Source organism: Methanosarcina sp. UBA5, assembly GCF_002505485.1.
In the GTDB taxonomy this organism is placed as follows: domain Archaea; phylum Halobacteriota; class Methanosarcinia; order Methanosarcinales; family Methanosarcinaceae; genus Methanosarcina.
Window position 1 is genome coordinate 22,427 of record NZ_DAVG01000082.1, and the last position, 23,900, is coordinate 46,326.

Consider the following 23,900-nt stretch of genomic DNA (forward strand, 5'->3'; position numbering starts at 1 on the left):
TAGTTTTCAGCAGTAGACGCGATTTTCATACAGGACGTTTTCAGCATGAGTACCTCGAATTCCCTACATGACTCAGAAGAAACAGCAACTTTCCCAAAAGAAACAACAGGCAGAACGAGCCAGATATCCGGAACAAGTTCCGAAAAATCGGGCAAGGCCTCCGAAAGAAGCGGCATTCCTGTACTGGAAGTCAGAGATCTATGCCATAGATACCCACATCTTGATTCAAATGCCCTTGATAAAATCAACCTCAAAGTGTTCAAAGGGGAGAGAGTTGCAGTGCTTGGGGCCAATGGAGCAGGAAAATCGACTTTATTCAAGCATCTTAACGGGATCCTACGGCCTCTTTCAGGGGAAGTCCTGATAAAAGGGGAAAAAATGACTAAGAAAAATCTCCGGACATGCAGGGAAACCGTAGGAATCGTCTTCCAAGACCCTGATGACCAGGTGCTTGCTCCGAGTGTTGAAGAAGATATTGCTTTTGGGCCAATTAATATGGGTTTGTCCAGAAGCGAAGTCGAAATGAGAGTCAAAGAAGCCCTTGAAATGGTCGGACTCACAGGTTTTGAGGAAAGGGCCCCACATCATCTGAGCGGAGGGCAGAAGAAACTTGTGGCAATTGCAGGCATCCTTGCCATGCGACCTGAGGTTATAGTCCTTGATGAGCCGACAGCCGGCCTTGACCCTCTCAGTTCTGCTCGCGTGCTTGAGCTAATTATGAAGATGAACAGGGAACTTGGAATCACCCTGCTCCTTTCTACCCACGATGTGGATGTGGTTCCTTATTTTGCAGAAAGGGCTTTTGTTCTCCATCACGGAAGACTTGAGGCTGATGGAAGCCCGGAAGAGATCTTCAGCGATCCTGAACTCCTGAGGAAAGCTCACCTTAGACTTCCAAGAGTAGCTGAAGTATTCGAAATGCTCCAGCAAAAAGGACTCAATGTTAACATACAGATAACAGCCGAAGCAGCCAGAGATGAAATACTGCGGCTTGTAAGCTCGAGGCAGCAAAAAGTGAAGCTTGAGTGAAAGCTTGAAAGAGTCCTTAGAGGAGAAGTTTCAATGGTAACGCTCACGGATATTGAACGCGAATCGTATAAAAGCAGTCCAGTACACAAGCTTGATCCCCGGGTAAAATTGCTTTTTGCACTTGTTATAGTCATTTATGCGGTTAGTCTGCCTCGAATTCATGAAAGAAATATTGTCCGCCTTTTTGCCATAGAGGTTTATTTGATGCTCCTAGTGCTTGCTGCAGGGCTTGATTTAAGATACTTTTTCCTTCGCGTTCTTGCGATTTTACCCTTCGGACTCGCAATTGTCCTTATCCAGCCATTCCTCAGACCTTCCTTTATAGAAAATTATACTCCATACCCTCTTGACCTGCCTTTTGGGCTCAGTATAACCTATGAGGGACTTGACTTTGGGAGTACACTGCTGGCGAAATTTCTGGTCTGCATAACAGCCATTGTCTTGTTTTCTTCAACGACACGGCTCAGGGATATGGTTGCAGCCGCAGACAGGATAGGCATCCCAAGAGAATTTACTCTGCTTTTGAGCATGATGGTACGCTACCTCTTCCTTTTCTGGGCCGTTCTGAAAAGGATAAGGATCGCACAGCAAACAAGACTCTTTGATATGTGGAACAAAGATGTGCCAAGAAGATGGGTCATCGAGCAGGTAGGAAACAGCATTAGCTCAATTTTCATACGCTCTTACGAGCAAGGAGAAAGAACATATATAAGCATGCTTTGCAGAGGCTACGGAAGTGGGCATGAAAAGGCTTATTACAGAACAAAAATCAAAACCCAGGATATCTTTTTTCTGCTCCTGAGTGCAGGCTGCATATTGTATATCCACCTTTACGTCTGAAAAGACTGCTTCCAGTGTCCTCTGACATTTATATAAAATTGATTATTAACAGGCCTACAGGTAGCAGAGAGAAAATAAAATGTGAAGGTGCCTTGGGATTCAGGTTATCCATAGTAGCAGGAATTTATTCTAACTTTTTCTGTCCCGAGACCAGAAAGATGGAATTATTCCTGAGAATCCTCTGTGAAAGTGACTGCTTGCTTTTTTAAAGTTCTGTACCTCCAGAAGAGGATTGACTGAGGTATTTACAAATCCGGTTTCCGAAAAGAGGAGGGAGGCATTCTCAGGACTTATTTTCTAATAAAAAGGCAGAGAACTCTTGATTGGTCCATAATAGTCCTTGAAGACTGAACTGTGCTGGTTCTTTTTTATAAACTTATCTGCCCACTCAGAAAGCATTCTATTAAAGCGTCTACTTGGTCGGGGATCAAACCAGTCTCCATCTATGGCAAAAATCATCCATTCTGGTTTAAGGACTCGCTTCCATTCCCTAACAGCGCAGGAAGGCTGCTGAATAGTCCAAAGCAGGAAATTTGCCCGTGACCAGATCGAGAGAACTATCCTCAGAAGGCAGGTTTTCCGCGTCTCCATGAAAAAAATCAATTTTAAGCCCCATATTGTCTGCATTATGCTTCGCTTTCTTGAGCATACCTGCCGAAAGATCTATACCTGTTACTTTATGCCCCATCTCAGCAAAGAGAAGGGCAAGAAACCCAGTGCCTGTACCCCAACATCCAGTACGTTTAAATGCTCTCTGGAAGCAAGAGAATTTTCAAGTATTTTTTTCCAGACCGCGTATTCTTCTTCATCAAAGCCATTTATCCCGTTTGTGTATGTGGAAGATCTTATATTCCAATAACTGGCAATAACTTTCTTGCAGTCTATAAAAATACCCTCCACGAGATTATAAAAAGAGGCCTTTCTCTTCCTTTTTTTACATAAGTTTGTTCTGATTTTTTCAGTTAGAGATTTGGAAGGCTTCAATTATGTATCCATTTTCAGCTGGTTTGGAAAAACTTCAATTTTCCAAAGTTAAAGTTTTAGAACCTTTTTCGGCAGTGTTGCAAATTTCATGTAACTTAAAGCCAGTTTCACAAATTACTATGATTTGGCTCTATTGATTGTTGTATCCTTCAGTGTCATTCTTTACGACGAACGGTTTTGACTTCCGAAGTCTAATTTTCAGGCATTTCATACGTGTATTTTTTAACCTAATAACATTTGTTCTTGCAGTTTCCTCAGACATATTTTACTCCTTCCTGACCAGAAAGGATTTCTCAACTTCTGGCTCATACATATAACAGATTTGATAGAATAAATTATTTCCTATTTGTAATAATTTGCATACAAAAGTAATAAATGTATGTATAAAAGTAACATCAGAACGAAATTTAATGATGCCAATCAGTTAAAAAAGTCATTCAAAAAAATACAAATATTCCAGTACATTTGGGCCTATAGACCTATGGAAGGTTATTTTGAGAATTAAGGATTTTTAAGCTTCCCTGTTCTTAGAGCTAAGAGAGTCCTGAAAAATCTAAAGCCAATTAGAGTTTCTTTGTATCCTTAGTTTTATTTTTACTAATTTTTATTTTTGTGAGATAAAGTATTTATTATTCGATAATTAATAACATATGTTGATACTAAAGTTAATTTTAGTAATATAAATAGATTTATCATTGTGTGAAAACTGAGCCAAGAGGTGTAAATTACAGTGCAGGAAGTAAAAACAAAAAAATTCGCCAAAGGAAAAAATACCTTGCTGGTCCATGGAGCATGGGACAAGTTATTCCCTGCATCTTCACCAGCCTCTCCTATTGTTCAATACTTCTCTCCTTTTACTTATCCTATTTCTTATCCCACTCCTGACTGCTCGTTTTTTCCTTCAGGGCTTCTCTATCTTGATCTGAACATTTACCGGGAAGCCGTGATAAAGGCTCTTATCAAAGAAAAAAGCAAGGACCTGTACCGGCTGATCGAAAGAGTCAACTTTGACGGAAAATATTATCAGGTGAAATGTGTTCGTTTTGGAGACTGGAAACATTGCTGGGATCTGGCAATCCGAATTCAATTTTTTGGAATGATGCCGGGGTTAGCCTTCGAGCCGAAAAAGATCATTTCTAGGAAAAACAAGAAAATAATATATAGATCCCTTATCCTGGTAAATCCATATGAGTTGTGGGAAAGGAAACTGGTTGAAAAGTTGTGGAATCTTCAGGATAGAATTGAATTCCTAATAGCAAAAATCCTCTTTCACGAATGCATCCATATCCTTATCTTCCTTGGAAAAACTCTATCCTCAGGTTTTGAGCAGACAGATGTTTTCCTTGAGTTCAAAGAGCTACTTAAGTTTGCAAACTCGAAGAAATTGTGCCCTGAAAGTTATGATGTTCAGTCCCACCTTCGAAATTTGGTTGATCTTAATATAAATTTTAGAGGAGGTTCTGAAGAAAAGCCAGACCTGGTTCCTGAACTTTACGAATTTCTGATTCACGAAAAATACAGCATCAAAAAAACCGATCTAGCTTTCGGCCTTCCTTGCAGCAACAGAAAAATTTCCCGGGATTATGTGAAATTAGCAGTTTTGAAAATGAGCCCCTGTATAGAATTTAATAAAAAAATCTGGAAAAAGGAAGTTAACAGGTTGCAGAAGGATCTGGAAAAACTGTATGACAGGATTGATGGTTAACCAGAGCCGAGAGAGTGAGATAGATCGGAAAATATCCTTGAACAGACGACTATGAAAAAAAATCCTCAATTTAGCCTGGAATTCTGAACCCTTGAACCTAGTCCCTGCCTGCTTTATTACCACAGACAGGGGCAAAAAAAGAGTTCAGATGATTTAGGCGATATAGGAGGTAATTTTATTTTGTGTCTGTTCGCCAGAGATTAGTTATCGATATTACCAACCAATATTTAACATTTTTGGTAGATTTTTTATTACAAATTGTTAACTTTTTTAATAAAATTTCTACGCAGCGGAGGTATTATTTTTGGGAGAATTTATCATTTTGCAGTGCCAAAAAACATTGAGAGTGAGGGGAGCAGTTTAAAGAGCTACACAATATGAATAATAAATACAACTAGGGAAATAAAATAGGCTGTATCCTTTTAGACCTAAGCGAGGTATTTACTCTATCTACTTTGGAACAAAAATCTCCAGTTCTTTTTTTCATTAAGTTTCAAAACAGGTAAGGAGATAGAGTCAAAAATTAATGAGAACAGATGTTTGACTTAGTGGAAGATACAAGGATACTTAATTTGACTAAAAAATAAAAATACAGATACTGGAGAAGGATTCAATAAAAATATTGTCGAAAAAAGTAATACCAAAACGTATATATGTAATACTAGACATTGTGGTATTATCGGAAGTATTCTTTGAAAACAGTTACATGAAACATTGTAAGAGACTCAAAAATATTAAGATTATTCCTGAAAAAGAATTTTCGGGTTTCATGTTAAGGATATATTCTTTTCAGATTCAGGAATATTCCTGAATCTGAAAAGAACTACTGATTGGATTTATAGGAAATAAGAGATCGGGGTAAAAAGAGGGAAAAATGAAATGCATATACCTGATTCATTCATACCGCTTAGCCAGGCAATAATTTACTGGGTTATTGCCCTTCCGTTTATTATAATGTCAATGAAATGGGCAAAAAAAGAGCTTGATGAGATGAAAGTACCGATTCTTGCAGCCCTTGCAGCAGGAATTTTTGCAATCCAGGCTATGAATATTCCCATAGGGATGGGAACAAGCGGGCATATGGTAGGAGCAGCCCTTGTAGCCATCGTCTTCGGAAGCCCCTGGGCTGGTGTTCTTGTGCTTACTCTAGTCCTGCTTGTGCAGGGATTAGCCTTCGGTGACGGGGGACTCACTACCATGGGAGCGAATATTCTGAATATGGGTGTTATTTCCGGATTTGTCGGATATTATACATATGTTGCCCTTCGGAAAAGCATAGGCACAAGCGTAGCAGCCTTCGGAGGCGCCTGGCTTGGACTGTTTATTTCGGCAATAGTTTGTGCGGTTGAGATGTGGATTGCAGGTACTTTCCCGCTAGTTCCCGGCCTGGTTGCCATGGGTACATATCATCTGATAATTGGTTTTATCGGCGAAGGACTGATCACTTCAATTGTAATCACTGCGATTGCAAAATCCCGTCCTGACCTTCTTGAGGATAGTTTCACTGCGAGACCAGAAAAACATAAAAAGGAGACACATGCATGAACGGAAAATCAAACATAAAATTCTTTTACGTTGGAATTGCGATTGCACTTCTGCTTGCGGTTCTAGCTCCTTTCCTTGCATCTCCCGACCCAGACGGACTGGAAAGTGCTGCTTCAGACGTAATTCATGGGTCAAAATTGTCCGAACTGGAAGACAGCAAGCCTGTTGTAAGTTCTCCAATGGCTGACTATTCAATCGAAGGACTGGGAAAGAGTGGAGAAGTAGTAGCTATAGCTGTTGGAACACTTGCAGTACTGGTAATCAGTTTAGGGCTGGGTAAAGTATTCAACAAAAAAGCCTAACATAAAGCCCATTTTTCTTCCCTTAAAAACCCCTTAAAAACCCATATTCTCCCAAAAAGGTAGAGTAAGAAGCGACTCACATACTTCTGGTAAAAACATCTCAGTTATTGCCAATAAATATAATACTAGAAGGACATAAGTCCTTTACAATACAGATTTTACACTTTGGTCTCCTTGCCTGACAGACCTTCCTCCCATGATAGATAAAGATCATGGAGATTGAATCAAGATCTTCCCTTCGGGCAAGTGAGATAAGGTCCTGTTCGATTTTAGCGGGGTCGGAGTTTTTTGTAAATCCCAGCCTTCTTGAAACTCTTTTTACATGAGTATCTACAGCAACTCCTTCTGCTATCCCGAATGCTCTGGCAAGCACTATATTAGCCGTTTTCCTTCCGACCCCTGGCAAACTGATCAGCTCTTCCATAGTTTTCGGAACTTCTCCATTGTACTTCTCAACAATCATCTGCGCAGCAGTTTTGATATTTTTTGCCTTGGTTTTGTAAAAACCTGTGGAATATAGATCGTTTTCAAGTTCTCTGAGGTCTGCACTAGCATAATCTTCTGCAGTCCTGTACTTTTTGAACAGTTTGTCAGTCACTCTATTAATCTGCACATCGGTCGACTGAGCTGAAAGAACAGTTGCCACAAGCAGTTCTAGAGGATTACTGTAATTAAGTGAGGGTTTTACATCAGGATATTCTTCTTTTAGAAGAGCCCAGATCCGGTCGAAATTATGTTTATTATCAGGAATATCATATTCAGAAACAAAATCCTGAGTGTCAGATTTTTTTGGCTTTCTTTCAGGCATGCTAACTCCATCTTCTAGTTGTTTCCAGATTTTAGCCGGGAACTATTTGTTTGAGGAAACGGTATTTTCTTGAAGGCCCTAGAAGTTTTAGTTCTGCGTCTGGTCAGCAGGTTACAGCATATACTGAATATCCGAGCATGTAGTAGGATATGAGAAAACCAGCTTTTTTATGTCTGAGGCTTTGAGCCCGAGCCGCATTACCGCAGCAAAAATATTGATAGCTTCTCCGGCATTCGGACCCAGAATATGAGCTCCCATTATACGGTCGTTTGCTTTATCGATAATTACCTTTGAAGCCGCAAACTCTATTCCTGCTCTGCGGGTCGTGTTCCAGTTGCTTCTGTCCTGGAAAATCACTTTATATTTGTCATTATCTTTAGCCACACTGATTCCTACCGATGCTAGAACCGGAATGGTAAAGACCGCACTTGGAATGCCTGTGTAATCTGCCTCGATACTATCGCCCTCAAGGACATTAATTGCAGCAACTTCTCCCTGAAGGCTTGCTACAGGAGTAAGCTGTGCTCCCTCCAATACACAGTCCCCTCCAGCATAGATTCTGGAGTTCGAGGTTCTCATGTGCTTATCAACTACAATAGCTCCCTTTTCAGTTTTAACCCCTGCATTTTCAAGATGCAAATCCTCTATATCGGCTATACGACCTGCTCCGTGCACTACCATATCCACAAGGAAGCTCTGAGTTTCGGTTCCGGTTTCAGATTTAGATTGGACCTTTACAAGAAATCCATTGTTTTCTTTTTTTACTGAAATCAAAGGTTTATTTGTAAGAATTTTGATTCCTGCGGCTTCGGAGGCTTTTATAAGCATATTCACCATGTCAGAATCAAAAGCTCCCAGGATCCTTTCACTTCTTTGCAGGATTGTCACCTCGGCTCCAGTTCTTCGCGCAACATGAGCGAACTCTATAGATATATATCCGCCTCCAATGAAAATGATTTTCTCAGGAAGCTTTTTGGTTTCCATTAACCTCTCGCTTGTGGTAATATACTCCTCACCGGGAATATTGAGTATTCTGGGCTTTGCACCTGTAGCCAGGAAAATATACTCTCCTTTAAGTTTGTCCTCTCCAACAACGATTGTGTTTTGATTTTCGAAATGCGCTCTCCCATGATATGTATCAATTCCCATCTCAACCAGATGTTTCTCTGTTTTGCTGGAATAGCCTTCAGTAAATGTCTTTTTAAACTCGATGAGTGAAGTCCAGTCGAGCTTTAAAGGAGTATTTATCCCTACACCTTTTCCTATTAGCCGATTGTTAGAGTCAGTGACCTCAGCGATATCGGTAAGCACTTCCTTCGGATCACATCCCCTTAGGGGACAGGTACCTCCATATTCCCTTGAGTCAACAATAGCGATCTTTAATCCTGAACGTGCAACTTTACCCACAAAGGTTCTACCCGCAGTACCCGTCCCGATAATTATAATATCATATTTCTTTTCCATTAAACTCCCCAACCCACTGAAATTATTTTCTGAAATGAATTAAGAAGATATTTTAAAAGTATATTTTATATGCAATTTTTATCCATTTTGATTTCAGAGAATAAGTATTTCACCTGGATATGGTCCAAGAAAAAAAGTATTACCTAAATCTGGTTCAAGAAGAGAAGTAAAAAATGTGCAACTTCATAGAGTTATGTATAAAAAGTACCAAAAACTTAAAGAACTATATTCCCAGAAGAGTCCTGACAGCACCTCAATGGAAATACTAGGTTTGTAAAATATAAGTCCGGTTTATCCAGAAAAAATGCTCCTTTTTAATATAATAATGTGTAGACCATAAGTTTTATAGCTAAGAATTTTTAAAGCAAGGATATTGGTGATTTTTTGGTAAAGAGGGCACTTCTCAGCGTCTCAGACAAGACAGGAATTGCAGAATTCGCACGCGGACTTGAATTACTTGGCGTGAAGATTATTTCAACAGGCGGAACAGCGAAAATTCTTCGCGACGCCGGCATAGAAGTTACCGATGTCTCGGAAGTCACGGGATGTCCAGAGATGATGGGAGGTAGGGTAAAAACTCTCCATCCAAGAATTCATGGCGGGCTCCTATGCCTGCGAGATAGCAAGGAACAGATGACTGAGGCTGAAAGAGAAGAAATCTCGCTTATTGATATGGTGGCTGTAAACCTCTACCCCTTTGAGGTAACGATCTCAAAGGAAGGCGTAGAACTTGAAGAAGCCATTGCGAATATAGACATCGGAGGGCCAACCCTTCTTCGTTCGGCAGCTAAAAATTACCGTTCGGTTGCAGTGCTCTCCGACCCGTCTGACTACGGGCGTGTCCTCAAAGAACTTCGTTCAACCGGAGTAATTTCGGAGGCGACTCGAGCTGCCCTTGCAGTTAAGGCTTTTAGGCATACTGCGGATTATGATGCAGCCATTGATACCTACCTGAGCAAAACTCTGCTCGGAGAACATGTGCTGCGCCTGAATTTTACCGACGGTGTAAAACTTCGCTATGGGGAAAACTGGCACCAGAGAGCCTATTTTTATAAAGACCCCAAAATAGAAGGCCCTACCATGGCAAAAGCCACCCAACTGCACGGAAAAGAACTCTCCTATAATAACTATGTGGATGCCGATAATGCCCTTCAGACGGTAAAAGAACTCGGAAATGCTCATCCTGCCGTGGCAATCGTAAAACACAATAATCCATGCGGACTTGCAACCGGAAGCACACTCCTGCAGGCTCTTCAGGCTGCCTGGGACGGAGATCCGATTTCAGCTTACGGAAGCATAATCTGCACCAATGAAACCTTTGACCTCGAAGCTGCGACTTTTCTGAACGGAAAATTTGTGGAGATTATTCTTGCTCCTGACTTCAAGCCCGATGCCCTTGAATACCTGAAAAACAAAAGTGAAAACCTTAGGCTCCTTAGACTGCCTGAGCTCAAAGAAGCTTTCGGGACAGACTACACATATAAGTATGTGATCGGAGGCATGCTCAAGCAAAGTCGTGATATTGGCCTTTACGAAAAATGGGAGTCAGTCACAGACATTCCCTATCCTGAAGAGAAGCGCTCTATCTCGGAATTCTGCCTTAAAGCTTGTAAGTCAACTAAATCCAATGCAGTGATCCTTGCTCACGAGTACGAGCCAGGTTTCTTTATGGTACTTGCTATGGGCGCAGGACAACCGAATAGGGTTGACTCGATTCGCAAACTGGCAGCTACAAAAGCTGTTGAAAATCTCAGAGTAATTTACGAACGGGAAAATCCTGCAACCTCCTTTGAAGCTTATTGCCAGAAAGTGATGTCAGAGTGCGTAATGGCTTCGGATGCCTTTTTCCCCTTCAATGACAACATAATTTATGCAGCAGAAAATAACATCCGCTACATAGTCTCTCCAGGTGGATCAATTCGAGATGGCGAAGTCATTGATGCTGCAAATCGGCTCGGGGTTGCCATGGTCTTTACAGGCATGCGCCACTTCCTTCATTAATAAAATTTACAGGTGTCGATAAAATCAAATTGCGTGCGGCCACCCTACCCTAAAGGATGGGGGCATGCTTCGGGCCTCCCGCCCGGTTTCTGGGAAATAGTTAAGTATCCATTTACAAAACTTCTTGATGCAGAGTTGCATTACCAACTTCTGCGACCGTGAAACTAAGAAACCTCATTTTACAATATCCCTGAGCTAAAGACTCAGGGGTTTCCTGGATCGTTCTTCTGGCCAATTGATAGCAAATGATACAGGCCGATCTCCTGTTTTTAATGGATGTCAGTGTTTCAGTGAGTTGCCTTTTGGTCTCCTGAGTTTTCAGTCAGTACATCAAGCCTTTCGGGCATCGTTTCAATTGATTTTCATACGATTTTTTCGGATTTATGAACTCTTTTGTTCTCTCTGGTCTTTTGTTATTCTTTTACTCTTTCTCCCTTCTGGCCTTATTATTATCTTACTGCTTTTTTCATTACCTGGCAGGTTCTTTTGCTGTGATTTCAAATAACAAAGGTTTATTCTGCTCTATGTTTTCACTTTATGGTTTTAAAATTCATTTTTGAGTAATATTTTTTATTTTTTTTCAGGTCTCATTTAACACTTTGAAAAATGGAAAATATCTTTGTAGACTTTTATTGAAAGCTTCAGCCAGATAGTAAGTTGTAGCCAGATAGTAAGCTGTAAATTAACTCATGATCAAACTTCTTACTACTTTATTCACGTTTCAAGGTTTATTAATACCCTGTTGATGCTAAAAACTCGTTTAACATGAAATAATACTCCGATTTTAAAACTTTTTATGCGAAAGCATTTTTCATTTGAGACTAATTTTTGGTATAATTAATTTAAAATAATTACAGGGATTATTTTATGTTGTACACTAGAGATAACAGGAAGAGTGAGTAACGGATATGAATAGTAAATAAAGAATCGCTCGAAAGCTTATGATCCTGTTCCGAGTAATATGCTTGGGGGAGCGTATTTTCGGATCGACCGTATCGGGGGCTATGGTAAAAGGAGCATAAGTTTCCGGGCTTTTCCTTACCCTCCTTTTAATGTGCGTTTTTCTTATTTTCCTACTAATTCTGTTATACTAATATCTTTTAAACCTTTTACCGTGTTTTTCATGATGTCGGCAGAATCCGGAGTCTCTTTACCAGCTCCCACAAGGTCCAGGCCATTAAATGCTATTCCTAAGAGGCTGTCTAAAATTCAAACCATTTCTACAATTGGATAATTGGCAATGTTAACATTAAAGTTCGATCGTAAATTTTTCCGAAATTCAGGCATACGTTGACCTTAAAGATAGTACCTTCTCCATGTGACTTAAGCACTTGAGACATAAAATCAAGTACAGTAAAAGCTATAGCTTAAATTTACGTTTTAGGCATTTAGCGGTTTATTTTAGGCATTTAACGGTTTAATACTATTGTTTTTCGGTTAAATGCATGAGTTCTACCCACTGGTGGGATCAAGTTTAATTTTAAGACACGCTCTAACACTTGCTGAGCTTTCTCTTGCAATAACGACTGGAAGAACCGTCGAGTCGCTTCCAGGAAAAATACCACCTATTCCTCATGGTTAAAAGCAGTCAAGTTGACGCGGGGGAACCCAGCCAACGATCCAATCTATTCTGTTACAAAGTTTCTGACTTTTGATGAAAATCATTGATAACTGCCTGATTCCAATCCGAAGAATCCATATTTCCGGAAGAGGGCAAGAAATTTCCAATTCAGTAAAACACGATTTTTGAAAATCCCTGGGACAGTTCTTCCCCAAGGAATTTTTCCACTTCTTTTTTCAGGTTTTCAATAGCTTCTTCAATAGTGATTCCCTTGCAAATTATATCAGCTTCAGGGCAGACTGAGATATAGAAGCCTTCTTCCTGATGGATGGTTGCAGAGAAGGGAAACCAGATTACCATTCTGTGAAATATCTATCAGTCTGTGTTTTAAATGTTTCGTACCTTCCTGTTCATTAAGGTCTTTTTTGCGGGAAATCTCCTTTTAAGCGCAGGAAATTTATACTTAAGCAGATATCACATTCTAAATATATATTGTCAAGTTTGTGGGTCTTATGCCAACAGAGTTTATACTATCCTCTCCTGTACCTTTACCTGACCTTTCGGTGCTTATTCTTCTGGGTGTCTTCGTACTCACCGCTCTCAGACAGGTCGGATCTTTAAGGTTGCAGATCTGGCAGATTATGAATTTTGGAGCCATACTGGTATTATTGCTCGGCGAAATTTCACCGCAAGAAGCTCTTGCGGCGATTAACATGGACGTGCTCATTTTTCTTTTCGGGGCTTTTTGTGTGGGGGAAGCGCTTAACAGGAGTGGGTATCTTGCCTGGCTCGGGAACCGGATAGTATCCAGGGCGAGGAACACGGATCAACTTGTTTTGCTTGTGCTCTTTTCTACAGGAATTCTTTCCGCAATTCTAATGAACGATACCCTGGCTATCATGGGGACTCCACTTGTTTTGGGGTTTTCCAGAAAGTACAACGTCTCTCCCAAACTCATGCTCTTTTCCCTAGCATTCGGGGTAACTACAGGAAGTGTTATGAGTCCTATTGGAAACCCACAGAATCTCCTCATAGCAATCAATGGAAATCTGGATTCCCCTTTTGTAACATTTTTGCGTTCACTCGCCCTGCCAACCCTTATATGTCTTTTAATTGCCTATGTCGTGCTAAAACTCTTTTTCCGGGAGGAATTCGGAAAATCAACCCTTACCCATTCCGAAGAAATCATTACTGACTCTGAGCTTGCCAGTGCCTCAAAAATGTCTCTTTCTCTTTTGCTGATTCTTATAGCCTGTAAGATTTTTCTGGTGGAGTTTATCCCTGCCTGGGATTTCAGTCTGAGCTGGATTGCTCTTTTCTCCGCATTGCCTGTCCTGCTCAGTAGAAGGCGCGTGGAGATCCTGAAAAATGTTGATTGGTCAACTCTGGTTTTCTTTGTTTCAATGTTTGTGTTAATGCAAAGTGTGTGGATTTCCGGAACATGCCAGGAATTGCTTGCCAAGCTGTCTCCTCAGTTAGGCTCGGTGTCAATGATCCTCGCGCTCAGTATTGGACTAAGCCAACTTATTTCTAATGTTCCATTTGTTGCGCTCTATCTGCCTGCGATGGGTAGTACAGTTTCTCAAGGTCAATTGATGGCTCTTGCTGCGGGAAGTACTATTGCGGGAAACTTTCTAATTCTGGGAGCTGCAAGCAACGTCATAATTATCCAAAACGCAGAAAAAGAAGGAAAAACTCTCTCATTTGCTGAATTCTCTAAAATTGGAGTTTTAATTACGATTTTGGATGCTATTATTTACTTTATATTTCTCTAACCAATATATGTTAGAGATAATCTTAGAATTGATTTACGAGGTTTATTCCTAGTTAAAATTCGATTTAAAGGCTTTTTGGTTCTCAATCATATTAACTCTCAATAATTTTGCCTCTTTTCGTTATAAAGTATAAGTAATTTTTAACTTTTCAATAAACTTGATATACTCAAAAAGCATACACTTTTTTGTGGAAGATATGAGATCATGACCCAGAATAATACAGATCCAAATACCAGGCGCAAGCGCGCCAGGTGCACTGTACAGAAGAAAACCTTTGGGCCTGTTGAAGACCTTGAGACTCATGTCCAGTCCGACTGGTGGCAGACTCTTTTTAACTCACTTTATCTTAAGACCGATGCCGATCTTCTGGATGATATGGAGGTTACTAGGAAAGAGGTCGATCTAATTGTTTCCATTTTGGGAGTGGCTCCTGAAGAAAAAATTCTGGATCTATGTTGCGGACAGGGGAGACACGTAATTGAACTGGCAAGAAGAGGCTTTTCAAATGTAGAGGGATATGATAGGTCGCAGTACCTTATAAGGAAAGCCAGAACCAGAGCACAGAAAGAGAACCTGCAGGTCAGGTTCAGAGAGGGAGATGCAAGAAAGCTTCCCTACCCATCTGATGCTTTTGATGTAGTTACTATACTGGGCAACAGTTTTGGCTACTTTGATTCAACGCTCCAGGACCAAAAGGTTCTTGAAGAAATTTTTAGAGTTATGAAGCCTGGTGGCAGGGTTTTCATCGATGCTGTGGATGGGGACTACATGAAAAAGAGTTTCCAGCCCAGGTCATGGGAATGGCTGGACAGGAAATATTTTGTCTGCAGGGAAAGAGCTCTTTCAGCCAATGGGGATCGGCTAATTTGCAGGGAAGTAATAAGCCGTATTGACAGGGGAGTAATTGCAGACCAGTTTTATGCTGAAAGGTTATACAATAAAGAAAGCCTTTTTGAGCTACTTACCGCTTCAGGGTTTAGTAATCCCGCTTTTCATACCACTTTCAGCCCGGTATCTGCAGGCACTCAGGATGCAGGCATGATGGAACAGAGAATCCTGGTGTCGGCTTATGTTGAAAAACCATGGCCTCCTTCTCTTCAGGCAGCCGGGAATAAAAAAACAATGAATATTGCAGTTGTGCTCGGAGATCCGAGAAAAGAAGATCAGGTCAAGCCTGCCTGTGTCTTCGACGACGACGATTTTGATACGCTTGAGAGAATGAAAAAGGCACTCGCAGAAATTCCCTTCATTAGATTTACTTTCCTTGACAGGCACGAAACGCTACTGGAGGATCTTAAGAAGAAAGCAGCGAAAATTGATCTTGTACTTAATCTCTGTGACGAAGGATTTTATAATGATCCCACAAAAGAGCTTCATGTTCCGGCTTTGCTTGAACAGCTCAACATCCCATATACAGGAGCAGGCCCTCAATGTCTTGCCTTCTGTTATGACAAGTCTATTATAAGAGGTGTTGCCAGAGAGATGCGCATTCCTGTAGCAAAAGGAATGCTTGTGACCGAAGACTCGGAACTTTCAAAGCTTTCTCTATCTTTCCCCTTGCTTGTAAAGCCTAACTCAGGAGACTCAAGTTTTGGGATTACACAGAAAAGCATTGCCCACAGCCGTGAGGAGCTTCTTGAAATTCTTGCGGCAACCCGAAAAAAGATGGGTTCGTGTAGGCCTTTCCTGCTTGAAGAGTTTCTTCCCGGAAAAGACATCAGTGTTGGCATCATTGGGAATCCACCGGCATGCACTGTCCTGCCTATCACGGAAGAAGATTACTCGCGAGTGCCGGAGGAACTTCCAAAGATCTGCGGCTATGAGGCCAAATGGCTTCCGGATTCTCCATACTGGAATATAAAATCCGTGCCTGCAGATATCCCTGAGAAAACCAGAAAGGAAATTGTGAAATGTTGTCTTGCTCTCTTTACCAGGCTGGGTTGTCGGGACTATGCCCGTTTTGACTGGAGGCTTGATGCCGAAGGCAAACCTAAGCTTTTGGAAGTAAACCCCAATCCTGGATGGTGCTGGGACGGTCACCTGGCAAAAATGGCGGCTTATGCTAATATTTCCTATTCTGGAATGCTTGCTGCCATTATCGAAGCTGCAAAGGAAAGATATGGTCTCGGAAATGATGGAAAAGTTGGGCTTTCCAGAAAATTACCTGAGATCACTCCCAGAAAAAGCCCGGCTGAATGTGCTGCCGAGTTTGAGGAAGAGATCGAAGCCAAAAACTGTATGGATACTGAGAATAACCAGAAAGAAAGTGTTTTCTCGGAGGATTCCGAAACAGTACAGGCCTTTGAAACCGTATAAAATTCGAAAAAAGTTTGGAACACGAAAGGATCTGATTTTTCTTTATCGTGTCTCTGCTTTTCTTTTACTTTTGGATGATAATTGTAAGGATATCCTGGTCCTGCATTCTGTGGTCTATACCTACTCTCTGCCCCGGATGTTTTGCGGATATGCCCCAGACTTGGGCATAGCGGAATTTCCTGCGGAAATCCCTGTGCAGTCGGTCACAAATCTGACCTATATTGGTTCCGCTCATAACGATCAGAGGCTCTTCCATATCTGCGGGCTGACCCTGCGGTTTTAAATAGACTCGAATGAAACCCAGCCTATCATAAATAGCATCTTTAAGAGTCTCGATATTAGTGCCTTCGTGGGCTGAAATAAAGATCGAGTTAGGGTATAGTTCTCTGCATTCTTCAATCAACTGGGGATAGGCCAGGTCAACCTTATTAACAGCTATAAGAGACCTGACATAACTACGGTTGTCCAGGACAACGTCAATAAGTTGGTCAACCGTTATGTTTTCTCTTATAAGTACACTTGCGTTATGGATTTTGTACTCATCCAGCACAGCCTTGATAGTCTCATCATCCAAGTCAAGGTCGATGGTTGAGTTGATTTCTATTCCACCCCTATCTTTTTTCTTGATTACTACATCCGGGGGTTCCTGGTCTATGCGAATTCCGGCTTGGTAGAGCTCGTCCATAAGTACTTCGTAATGCTTGGGCTGGAAGACATCAAGCAAAAATATAACCATATCCGAGTTCCTGATAACTGATATGACTTCCTTTCCACGTCCACGCCCTGAAGACGCGCCTTTTACAAGCCCAGGGACGTCGAGGAACTGGATTGTTGCACCTTTGTGTTCCAGTACGCCTGGCACAACTGTAAGGGTAGTAAACTCATATGCTGCCACTGCGGAATTGGCACCCGTGATTTTGTTCAGAAGCGTAGATTTTCCTACTGATGGAAAACCTACAAGGGTTACGGTTCCATCTCCTGATTTTCTGACTGAGTACCCTTCCCCTCCTCCTTTTGCCGAGGCTTTCTTTTCAACCTCGTCTCGCAGGCGGGCTAACTTAGCTTTGAGGCGGCCTATATGATGGGAAGTTGCCTTATTGTACACGGTCTTTCGAAGTTCATCTTCGACTTCCTGTATTTGCTCCTGTATGCTGCTCATCTGGAACCTGCCGATTTAGGGACTAAAGAAATGATCTTCATATTAATTGGAAAAAGAAACCGCGTCCAAACGGTTTCTGCAAACCTTTTTTGATCCAAAAGAGATTCGTATCTGGATATTTTATTCTGAATAGTTGAATGCAATATATATACCTATGGAATGGTCTTCTTTACTGGTTCTAAATGAAAAGGCTACTCAGAACAATTATATTTCACAATAATTATAATAATACTTAAAGCTTATTGAAGGCTATGGCTGGTGAAAAGTTCTTCACCAGAAGCCTGTTTAAAGAGTCTGTATCTCTTATTCAAGGGAGGAAACGTCTCAAAGACTACCTCTCTTGTTCTAAAAAACTATCTCAAAGGGACTATCTCTCCTATTCGAGAAGACTATCTTTTATTCAAAGGAGATTATTTCTCCTGTCCTCTCATACACATGCAGCCCGTCGGGAAGCTTTGAAGCGAATTCTGCAGAGTTAAGAATTTCCAGAAACCTGCGGACTTCGGGAGTTTCCAGAATTTCCTTCCTTATAAGGAAATCGTACTCTTCTTCTGCAAATTTTATAAATTGGAGACCGCCCTTTTCGGTACAATTTCTTATTCCCACACCTACCTCAGCCTTTCCTGAGGTGACTGCCTCACAGACAGCTGCCTCCGATTTTGCTCCGGACGTATACCCCGGAATCGAATCCGTAAACTCCTTTTTACTGATTTCCTTTCCAGCTACGAATTCTGCAATTTTCAGGTCTAAAAGTACCCTTGTGCCTGAACCCAGGTTCCGGTTAATCAGGTGTTTTCCCGGAAGGTCCGCGAGCCCGGAAACCGGTCTATCCTGTCTGACAAGAAGCCCTACTTCCCTCTTATATCCTTTGACAAGAACAACGCCTGAAAGTCTCATATTCTCGATTGTAGAGATGTTATACAGGATTCCGTCTTGTCCTCTGGAGTCTCGTGATGGCATATTCACGCCTGCAATATCTGCCGTATTTGAGGCAATTGCGCTAAAGCCCCCGTTTGAGCTTGTGTAAAGAGTCCTAAAACGAAGTCCACTAAGGTCTTCAAGCAGGTCAAGGCCAGGACAGAAGCCGCCTGCTATCAGGATGTCAGGTTTTTCAACCTCGCCGAAAAGAGTCACTTCTACAGGAGTTCCCGCTTCAATAAACTCTGTACTGGATGGAATTTCAATAAAGCCATCTGCACCGGAAAGAGAGGTTATGGCACCTGAACCTCTATCTGCAGGATAGACTCTTCCCCGAATCAGGCCTACTGGGAGAAGCTGCTGTCTTCCTTCGGAACGGAAGCCTGTGCCCATAATTCCGTTTTCCGTTTTTTTAAGCACCTTATCTTCTCCAAGGGCTTTTCTGAGCAAAGGAGCTACAAATTCGTTAAAAATCATTAATGCAGATGTAGGGTTTCCGGGAAGCCCTATTATGGAGACGCCTTGTATTATTCCAATAACCACAGGTTTTCCAGGTTTTATACTTATACCGTGGGCAAGGGTTTCTCCGATTTCGTCTATGAGCCTGTACATCACATCCCCGGATCCTGATGACGTGCTGCCAGAAGTCAGAATCAGGGCACATTCCGAAACCGCAGTTTCAAGTGCCCTTTTCATGGCTGTCTCGTTATCTCCTATAATCCCGTAAAGCAGGGGAAAGGCTCCACATTCACATATGCCGGCATATAAGGTGTAAGAATTTGCGTCATATATCTTCCCGGAAGTAAGTTTTTCTCCGGGGCGCGCAAGCTCGTCTCCTGTTGAGATTATCCCAACCTGCAGTTTTAGGACAGGCACATCCTTTTTTCCGACAGAAGCAAGCACTCCGATTTCCCTGGTTCCGAGCTTTCGTCCTGCCCTGAGCACACGCTCTCCCTTCCGGATGTCCGAACCGGCTTTCATGATATTTTCTCCCATAGTTACAGGCCTGTAAATCGATACGGTTCCGTCTCCTTCAGAACTATATTCAACCATGACCACAGCGTTAGCGCCTTCAGGAACCGGAGCTCCGGTAGCTATTTCCACGGCCTCCCCCGCCGAAACTCTGAATTTTGCATCCGAGCCTGCTGGGAGATTTCCCAGGAATCTGAGTTCTACAGGCTCAGTTTCGCTGCATGCATACGTATCCTCTGCCCTGACTGCATAACCATCCATTACGGCCCTTGGGAAAGGAGGGACATTAATTTCGGTAACAATATCCTCTGCAAGGATTCCACCGTAAGCGTTTTCAAGGGATAAGCTTTCCTGTCTGGGAAGAACCTGCAGGCTGTTTATTATTTTACGTGCTTTCTCTACAGAGATAAGTTTCCGAAATTCTTTGCGTTTCATAAAATATCAAATCCTGAATATCGGCCTTCAGATGAGTTCTTTAGTTTAATAGCATTACCTGCCCTGTTTATACTTATTTTTTCCTTTAGGGAATACACCGCAAGCAGTTAACGTAAAGGAGATCCTTTTCAAGAAAGACCGTCACAGAGAGACAAGCCAGGAAGAAATCGCTTTTCATAACCTGTATGAAAGAAATCTGCGAGTGGAAAACTCAAATAGGAGCTAAAGGAAAAACTAGAAACAAAGTACAAAACGGATTATAAAGTGAAGTTTAAAAGGGAGTTCAAAACGTAGTTCTAAAGGGAATTGCTCCACCAAAAACTGATAAAAAAGAACCATGGCGGGAAAAGTCCCGCATGATTTTTTTATTGCCTTTTTTGTTTCTTTCATTTTTCAGGGCTGCACTTTTATTTATAAATGGATGTGCCCGTATTCTGGGTTATTTTCTCAAAAGCTTCAACCATCTTCATTGTCATGGGCCCGGGTTTGCCTGTACCTATGATCCTTCCGTCAAGTCTGGTTATAGGGGCAGCTTCAGCTGCAGTGCCTGTGACAAAAACCTCATCGGCTGTGTAAAGGTCAAATAAACCAAGATTTGTTTCGATGACTTTGTATCCCATCTCATCCAGAAGCTCGATGGCTGTAGCTCTGGTAATCCCTTTTAAGTTGTTGATCGTAAAGGGAGTAAAAACTTTGTTGTCTTTGACTATGAAGATATTATCTCCAGAACCCTCACAGACAAAACCATTATGATCCAGGAATACAGCTTCGTCTCCTCCCTTCTCAGTGGCTTCAATCTTTGCCAGGATATTGTTCAGGTAGTTAAGGGACTTGATATTAGGGGATATGGCATCAGGGGCATTTCTCCGGACACAGACACTGACAGCTTTGAGCCCGACTTCATACAGGTCACCGTACATGGCTCCCCAACCCTGGGCTATGACAACCACGCAGGGCTTTTCACAACTGCGAGGGTCAAGTCCGAGATCTCCAGCTCCTCTCGAAACAACAGGACGGATATATGCATCTTTAAGGTTATTTTTCCTGAGGGTTTCAAGTATTGCTTCACTCATCTCTTCCTTTGTAAGGGGGATATCCATTGCAATTGCCTTTGCCGAGTCATAAAGTCTGTCAACATGCTCTTTTAACTTAAAGACACGTCCGTTGTATGCCCTTATGCCTTCAAAAACACCGTCGCCATAGAGGAAACCATGGTCATAGACCGAAACTTTGGCTTCGGATTTGGGAACAAACTTCCCATCCAAGTAGATAAGTAACTCACTCATTTGCGAACAATCCTCTGCAATCTTACTACTTTATAGAGTTTACCTATTTTCCTGATAATGTCAATTAAATATGGTTGTAATATGTAAACCCTATAAACCATTTACTTTTTTTCATTCATTGACAGTATGTAAGCTCTGCGAGGGGTTTTAAAAATTCAAAGCCTCAGGGAAGTTTCCATACTGGTAAGTTTCTAAGTAAAATGCCAAATATGTCAGTATATACTAAATATATATTACAATTCCGCTTCTATATAAATATTTTAAGATATATTCAATCCCAATTAATGTATCCATACAAAAAGCTTTTATGTTAAAAGGCTCATTTCGTATTCCGCAGTAAAAAAAGCAAACAGGGCTCGTGGCTTAGCCAGGATATAGCGCTGGGCTTCTAACCCAGACGTCGGGGGTTCAAATCCCTTCGAGCCCGCTTAATTATTTACCTTTTTCTAACCAAGCTTAGAAAATTGTTTTTAATTCTCTACTTACTTCAAATTAACCTGCGCAAACTATTTTCACTCTCTTTCTTTCTGACATGCTTACCCTTTTTGTAGAGCTTTATACTCTTTATCTACTCTCTGCTTTTCAGCCTTTTCTGCAGTAAAGAGTCCTATCACAGCTGCAGCTTTACCAGAGTACGCGCAGCTTATGGTTTGGAAGATCTTATTTCAAAGCAGTGGAGACATAGATAGAGTAACGTATCAAAAATTCTGTAAGACCAGAAGCTCAAAAAGTCACTAAATCAAATCTATCTTCATAATACCAGGTACCCCAGCCCCAGTGCAAGAAACATTATTCCTGACATTACTGATGTAATCAGTCCAATCTGCCTAATACTTTCCATTTTAGCTGCGAAGCCCAGCGGCACCAGCAGTATGAGATAAAATGAAGTTCCAACAAAAAATCCTCCAAATAGTAGTGTGCTGCCTGCAATACTGGCATAAGATAGAGCTGCGGACATCGCCAGAAGAAATGGAGGACACACATTGATTCCTGTCAGGAAGCCAAAGAAAGCAGGATAATTCACGTATTTTTTACTCATCTTGCACAACCCGAGGTGAGGCCATTTTTTCACCACCACAAAGGCTAGCATAAAGGCAGACAGCAGAATCATAGCAGTCCCGATAGTTCTGTTGAGCCATGGACCGTTTATCAGCTTGCCGAGAATTCCCAGGATAAAGCCAAAAAACAGATAAGCAATTAGCCTACCCATTGCAATCTCTCCAATGGATAGTATATTCCGCCTCAGCTTTCGATCTTCTGATAGGACAAAAGGCACATATACAGGAGCGCAGGTGACCAGGCAGAAAATGCCCGTGGACAGCCCTAGCAGTATGCCCTGGGAAATAGCCTCTATGATCATCAGCCACCGCTCATGACTTTGCAAACAGAGCAAAGCCAATGACCACAATGAGAATCATGTACAGATACATTACCCATAGCCTGATATTTTTTATGTCAATAGCCATTTCAGAAACTTCCATTATTGCCAATCAACAAGTAAATGCAATTATCAGAAACTCCCTATCTCACCGGTTATTAGGTAGTGTACAATCATCCATATGAAGCCTGACACAATAAGCAAGTTAAAGATAACTGCCAGCGGAATAAAACATAATCTAATTCTCTGGTCAGTAAACATCAGCTTGTAATCGATCGCACCTGCGGGACATTTGTCCATGCACTTTCCGCACTTAGCACATTCGATTGTCGTTTTTCCCTTTGCAAGAGATTCTTTGGTGATCGCGAACATCTCACAACTTTTTACGCATAAGCCACATTTCTTGCAGAGGCTTGTGTCGATTTTTACCTTAAACGGATTGATGATCCCAATCAAAGTATTGGCAGGCATAAGTGGGCATATAAAGCTACAGAACAGCCTTTTCTTTGTGAGCAACGGGCCTATTACCAGGAAAATTAGCCCACCAGTCACGAATATCAGCGCTGTGATCCACTGGAAAGTCGTCGTCACGCCAGGCGGATCATAGATTATCCGGAGTGGGCACATGAAAGCGCAGAAAACAGGTATCAGAAAGACGGCACTGACCAGGATAAGGAACAGCATCAATGCATAAGGAAACAACTTTGCCCATTTTGGCGGGTTTTCAAGAGATATGATAGGCTTCTTTAACAGGGAGGCGAAAAATTGGTCCATCCATCCGAAGAAACATATCCAGCCACACCACCCTCGTCCCAGGATAAGCACAAGACCGAGCCACATAAAGAGAATGGCAAACAGCGATGTGACTGGGGATGGAAATACCATTTTTCCCTCGGTAAAATATGGTACAGCTACGAACGGAATCGTGATCGGACAGATGGGAGCGCCAGTACTATTCATGACTTGATCGGTAAGCAGAATGCTGCCCCTGTGTACTTCATGCTCCAGACAGAACGCTATGGTAAAGATTAAACCATCCATCCCAACAAAAGTTACCATGCGAAGAAGATTGACTCTGCCAGTCCACAACATGAAAAAAGTCATTACTGTACCTACTATGACAATAAACGCGGTGATTGCCAGGTGAGCTGAAGAAAAGTCTCCCCGTCCTACAAGAAAAAATAAGATTAAACCAGTGATAGCTGCCGCAGTAAAACTGATTGCTAAAGAATGCTTTAAACGGCCTGTACCACATTGTGTTCCTTTACTCTCACTTTTGTTCAATTGACACACTTGGTTTACCTCATCTGGCACCAAAACGTTGGGCCCGCTCAATAATAAGAATATTTTTTCTGTTACTTATATAAAAACTTGTCGAAATTTTTTGATAATAGATTCTGACCATTTCAGCGCCGTCTATAT

The 23,900-nt window shown here is 41.6% G+C and carries 18 protein-coding genes and 1 tRNA gene; 9 read left to right on the plus strand and 10 right to left on the minus strand.

The genetic code is table 11. The annotated features are described in order from the left end of the window. Positions 1 to 45: 45 nt before the first annotated feature. Complete coding sequence (locus BP621_RS08920) at positions 46 to 1,029, plus strand: ATP-binding cassette domain-containing protein (RefSeq protein ID WP_292389249.1); 984 nt, start codon at positions 46 to 48, stop codon at positions 1,027 to 1,029. A gap of 33 nt (positions 1,030 to 1,062) precedes the next feature. Further along, the gene (gene cbiQ, locus BP621_RS08925; protein ID WP_292389251.1) at positions 1,063 to 1,869 is read left to right on the plus strand and encodes a cobalt ECF transporter T component CbiQ; all 807 of its coding nucleotides are present in this window, start codon (positions 1,063 to 1,065) and stop codon (positions 1,867 to 1,869) included. A 490-nt stretch (positions 1,870 to 2,359) separates the two neighbouring features. On the opposite strand, the gene BP621_RS08930 is transcribed toward cbiQ, so the two are convergent. Beyond that, positions 2,360 to 2,557 carry a class I SAM-dependent methyltransferase gene (locus BP621_RS08930; protein ID WP_292389252.1) on the minus strand — a complete coding sequence of 66 codons (198 nt, stop codon included), beginning with the start codon at positions 2,555 to 2,557 and terminating at the stop codon, positions 2,360 to 2,362. After that, positions 2,542 to 2,769, minus strand: a complete 228-nt coding sequence (locus BP621_RS08935) for a hypothetical protein (RefSeq protein WP_292389253.1) — start codon at positions 2,767 to 2,769, stop codon at positions 2,542 to 2,544. Before BP621_RS08935 ends, BP621_RS08930 begins: the two co-directional genes overlap by 16 nt. Before the next feature lie 814 nt (positions 2,770 to 3,583). Here BP621_RS08935 and BP621_RS08940 point away from each other — a divergent pair. The 3 genes from BP621_RS08940 to BP621_RS08950 all read left to right on the plus strand — a co-directional run bounded on the left by BP621_RS08940 (position 3,584) and on the right by BP621_RS08950 (position 6,405). Further along, positions 3,584 to 4,558, plus strand: coding sequence for a hypothetical protein (locus BP621_RS08940; protein ID WP_292389254.1), 975 nt, complete (start codon positions 3,584 to 3,586; stop codon positions 4,556 to 4,558). Positions 4,559 to 5,437: 879 nt separating this feature from the next. Continuing rightward, positions 5,438 to 6,103 carry a cobalt transporter CbiM gene (gene cbiM, locus BP621_RS08945; protein ID WP_292389255.1) on the plus strand — a complete coding sequence of 222 codons (666 nt, stop codon included), beginning with the start codon at positions 5,438 to 5,440 and terminating at the stop codon, positions 6,101 to 6,103. Then, on the plus strand, positions 6,100 to 6,405 hold the full coding sequence (locus tag BP621_RS08950) for a PDGLE domain-containing protein (protein WP_292389256.1): 306 nt from the start codon (positions 6,100 to 6,102) through the stop codon (positions 6,403 to 6,405). The genes cbiM and BP621_RS08950 overlap by 4 nt, the downstream gene beginning before the upstream one ends. A 100-nt stretch (positions 6,406 to 6,505) precedes the next feature. Here the strand turns inward: BP621_RS08950 and nth are convergent, their stop codons facing one another. Both nth and BP621_RS08960 read right to left on the minus strand, forming a co-directional pair. Continuing rightward, positions 6,506 to 7,213, minus strand: coding sequence for an endonuclease III (gene nth / locus BP621_RS08955; protein ID WP_292389257.1), 708 nt, complete (start codon positions 7,211 to 7,213; stop codon positions 6,506 to 6,508). A gap of 111 nt (positions 7,214 to 7,324) precedes the next feature. Further along, entirely contained in the window at positions 7,325 to 8,677 is a 1,353-nt protein-coding gene (locus BP621_RS08960; RefSeq protein WP_292389258.1) for a dihydrolipoyl dehydrogenase family protein, read from the minus strand. Between the two features lie 384 nt (positions 8,678 to 9,061). Between BP621_RS08960 and purH the strand changes: the two genes are divergently transcribed. Then, on the plus strand, positions 9,062 to 10,678 hold the full coding sequence (gene purH / locus BP621_RS08965) for a bifunctional phosphoribosylaminoimidazolecarboxamide formyltransferase/IMP cyclohydrolase (RefSeq protein ID WP_292389259.1): 1,617 nt from the start codon (positions 9,062 to 9,064) through the stop codon (positions 10,676 to 10,678). Between the two features lie 1,729 nt (positions 10,679 to 12,407). Here the strand turns inward: purH and BP621_RS08970 are convergent. Further along, positions 12,408 to 12,599 carry a hypothetical protein gene (locus BP621_RS08970; protein WP_292389260.1) on the minus strand — a complete coding sequence of 64 codons (192 nt, stop codon included), beginning with the start codon at positions 12,597 to 12,599 and terminating at the stop codon, positions 12,408 to 12,410. Positions 12,600 to 12,751: 152 nt separating this feature from the next. Here BP621_RS08970 and BP621_RS08975 point away from each other — a divergent pair, with 152 nt between their 5' ends. After that, on the plus strand, positions 12,752 to 14,014 hold the full coding sequence (locus BP621_RS08975) for an anion transporter (protein WP_292389262.1): 1,263 nt from the start codon (positions 12,752 to 12,754) through the stop codon (positions 14,012 to 14,014). A gap of 204 nt (positions 14,015 to 14,218) precedes the next feature. Then, positions 14,219 to 16,330, plus strand: a complete 2,112-nt coding sequence (locus BP621_RS08980) for a methyltransferase domain-containing protein (protein WP_292389263.1) — start codon at positions 14,219 to 14,221, stop codon at positions 16,328 to 16,330. 64 nt (positions 16,331 to 16,394) lie between these two features. Here BP621_RS08980 and BP621_RS08985 read toward each other — a convergent pair whose 3' ends face one another. The 3 genes from BP621_RS08985 to ilvE all read right to left on the minus strand — a co-directional run bounded on the left by BP621_RS08985 (position 16,395) and on the right by ilvE (position 21,100). Further along, positions 16,395 to 17,489, minus strand: coding sequence for an OBG GTPase family GTP-binding protein (locus BP621_RS08985; RefSeq protein ID WP_292389264.1), 1,095 nt, complete (start codon positions 17,487 to 17,489; stop codon positions 16,395 to 16,397). A gap of 396 nt (positions 17,490 to 17,885) precedes the next feature. Further along, positions 17,886 to 19,814: a molybdopterin biosynthesis protein gene (locus BP621_RS08990; protein ID WP_292389265.1), complete on the minus strand. Its 1,929-nt coding sequence runs from the start codon at positions 19,812 to 19,814 to the stop codon at positions 17,886 to 17,888. A gap of 407 nt (positions 19,815 to 20,221) precedes the next feature. Further along, positions 20,222 to 21,100, minus strand: coding sequence for a branched-chain-amino-acid transaminase (gene ilvE, locus BP621_RS08995; RefSeq protein ID WP_292389266.1), 879 nt, complete (start codon positions 21,098 to 21,100; stop codon positions 20,222 to 20,224). A gap of 352 nt (positions 21,101 to 21,452) precedes the next feature. Between ilvE and BP621_RS09000 the strand changes: the two genes are divergently transcribed. Continuing rightward, positions 21,453 to 21,527: transfer RNA gene (locus tag BP621_RS09000), tRNA-Arg, on the plus strand. A gap of 324 nt (positions 21,528 to 21,851) precedes the next feature. Here BP621_RS09000 and BP621_RS09005 read toward each other — a convergent pair. Both BP621_RS09005 and BP621_RS09010 read right to left on the minus strand, forming a co-directional pair. Then, positions 21,852 to 22,460, minus strand: a complete 609-nt coding sequence (locus BP621_RS09005; RefSeq protein ID WP_292389267.1) for a sulfite exporter TauE/SafE family protein — start codon at positions 22,458 to 22,460, stop codon at positions 21,852 to 21,854. 150 nt (positions 22,461 to 22,610) lie between these two features. After that, on the minus strand, positions 22,611 to 23,792 hold the full coding sequence (locus tag BP621_RS09010; RefSeq protein WP_292389268.1) for a 4Fe-4S binding protein: 1,182 nt from the start codon (positions 23,790 to 23,792) through the stop codon (positions 22,611 to 22,613). Positions 23,793 to 23,900: the final 108 nt, after the last annotated feature.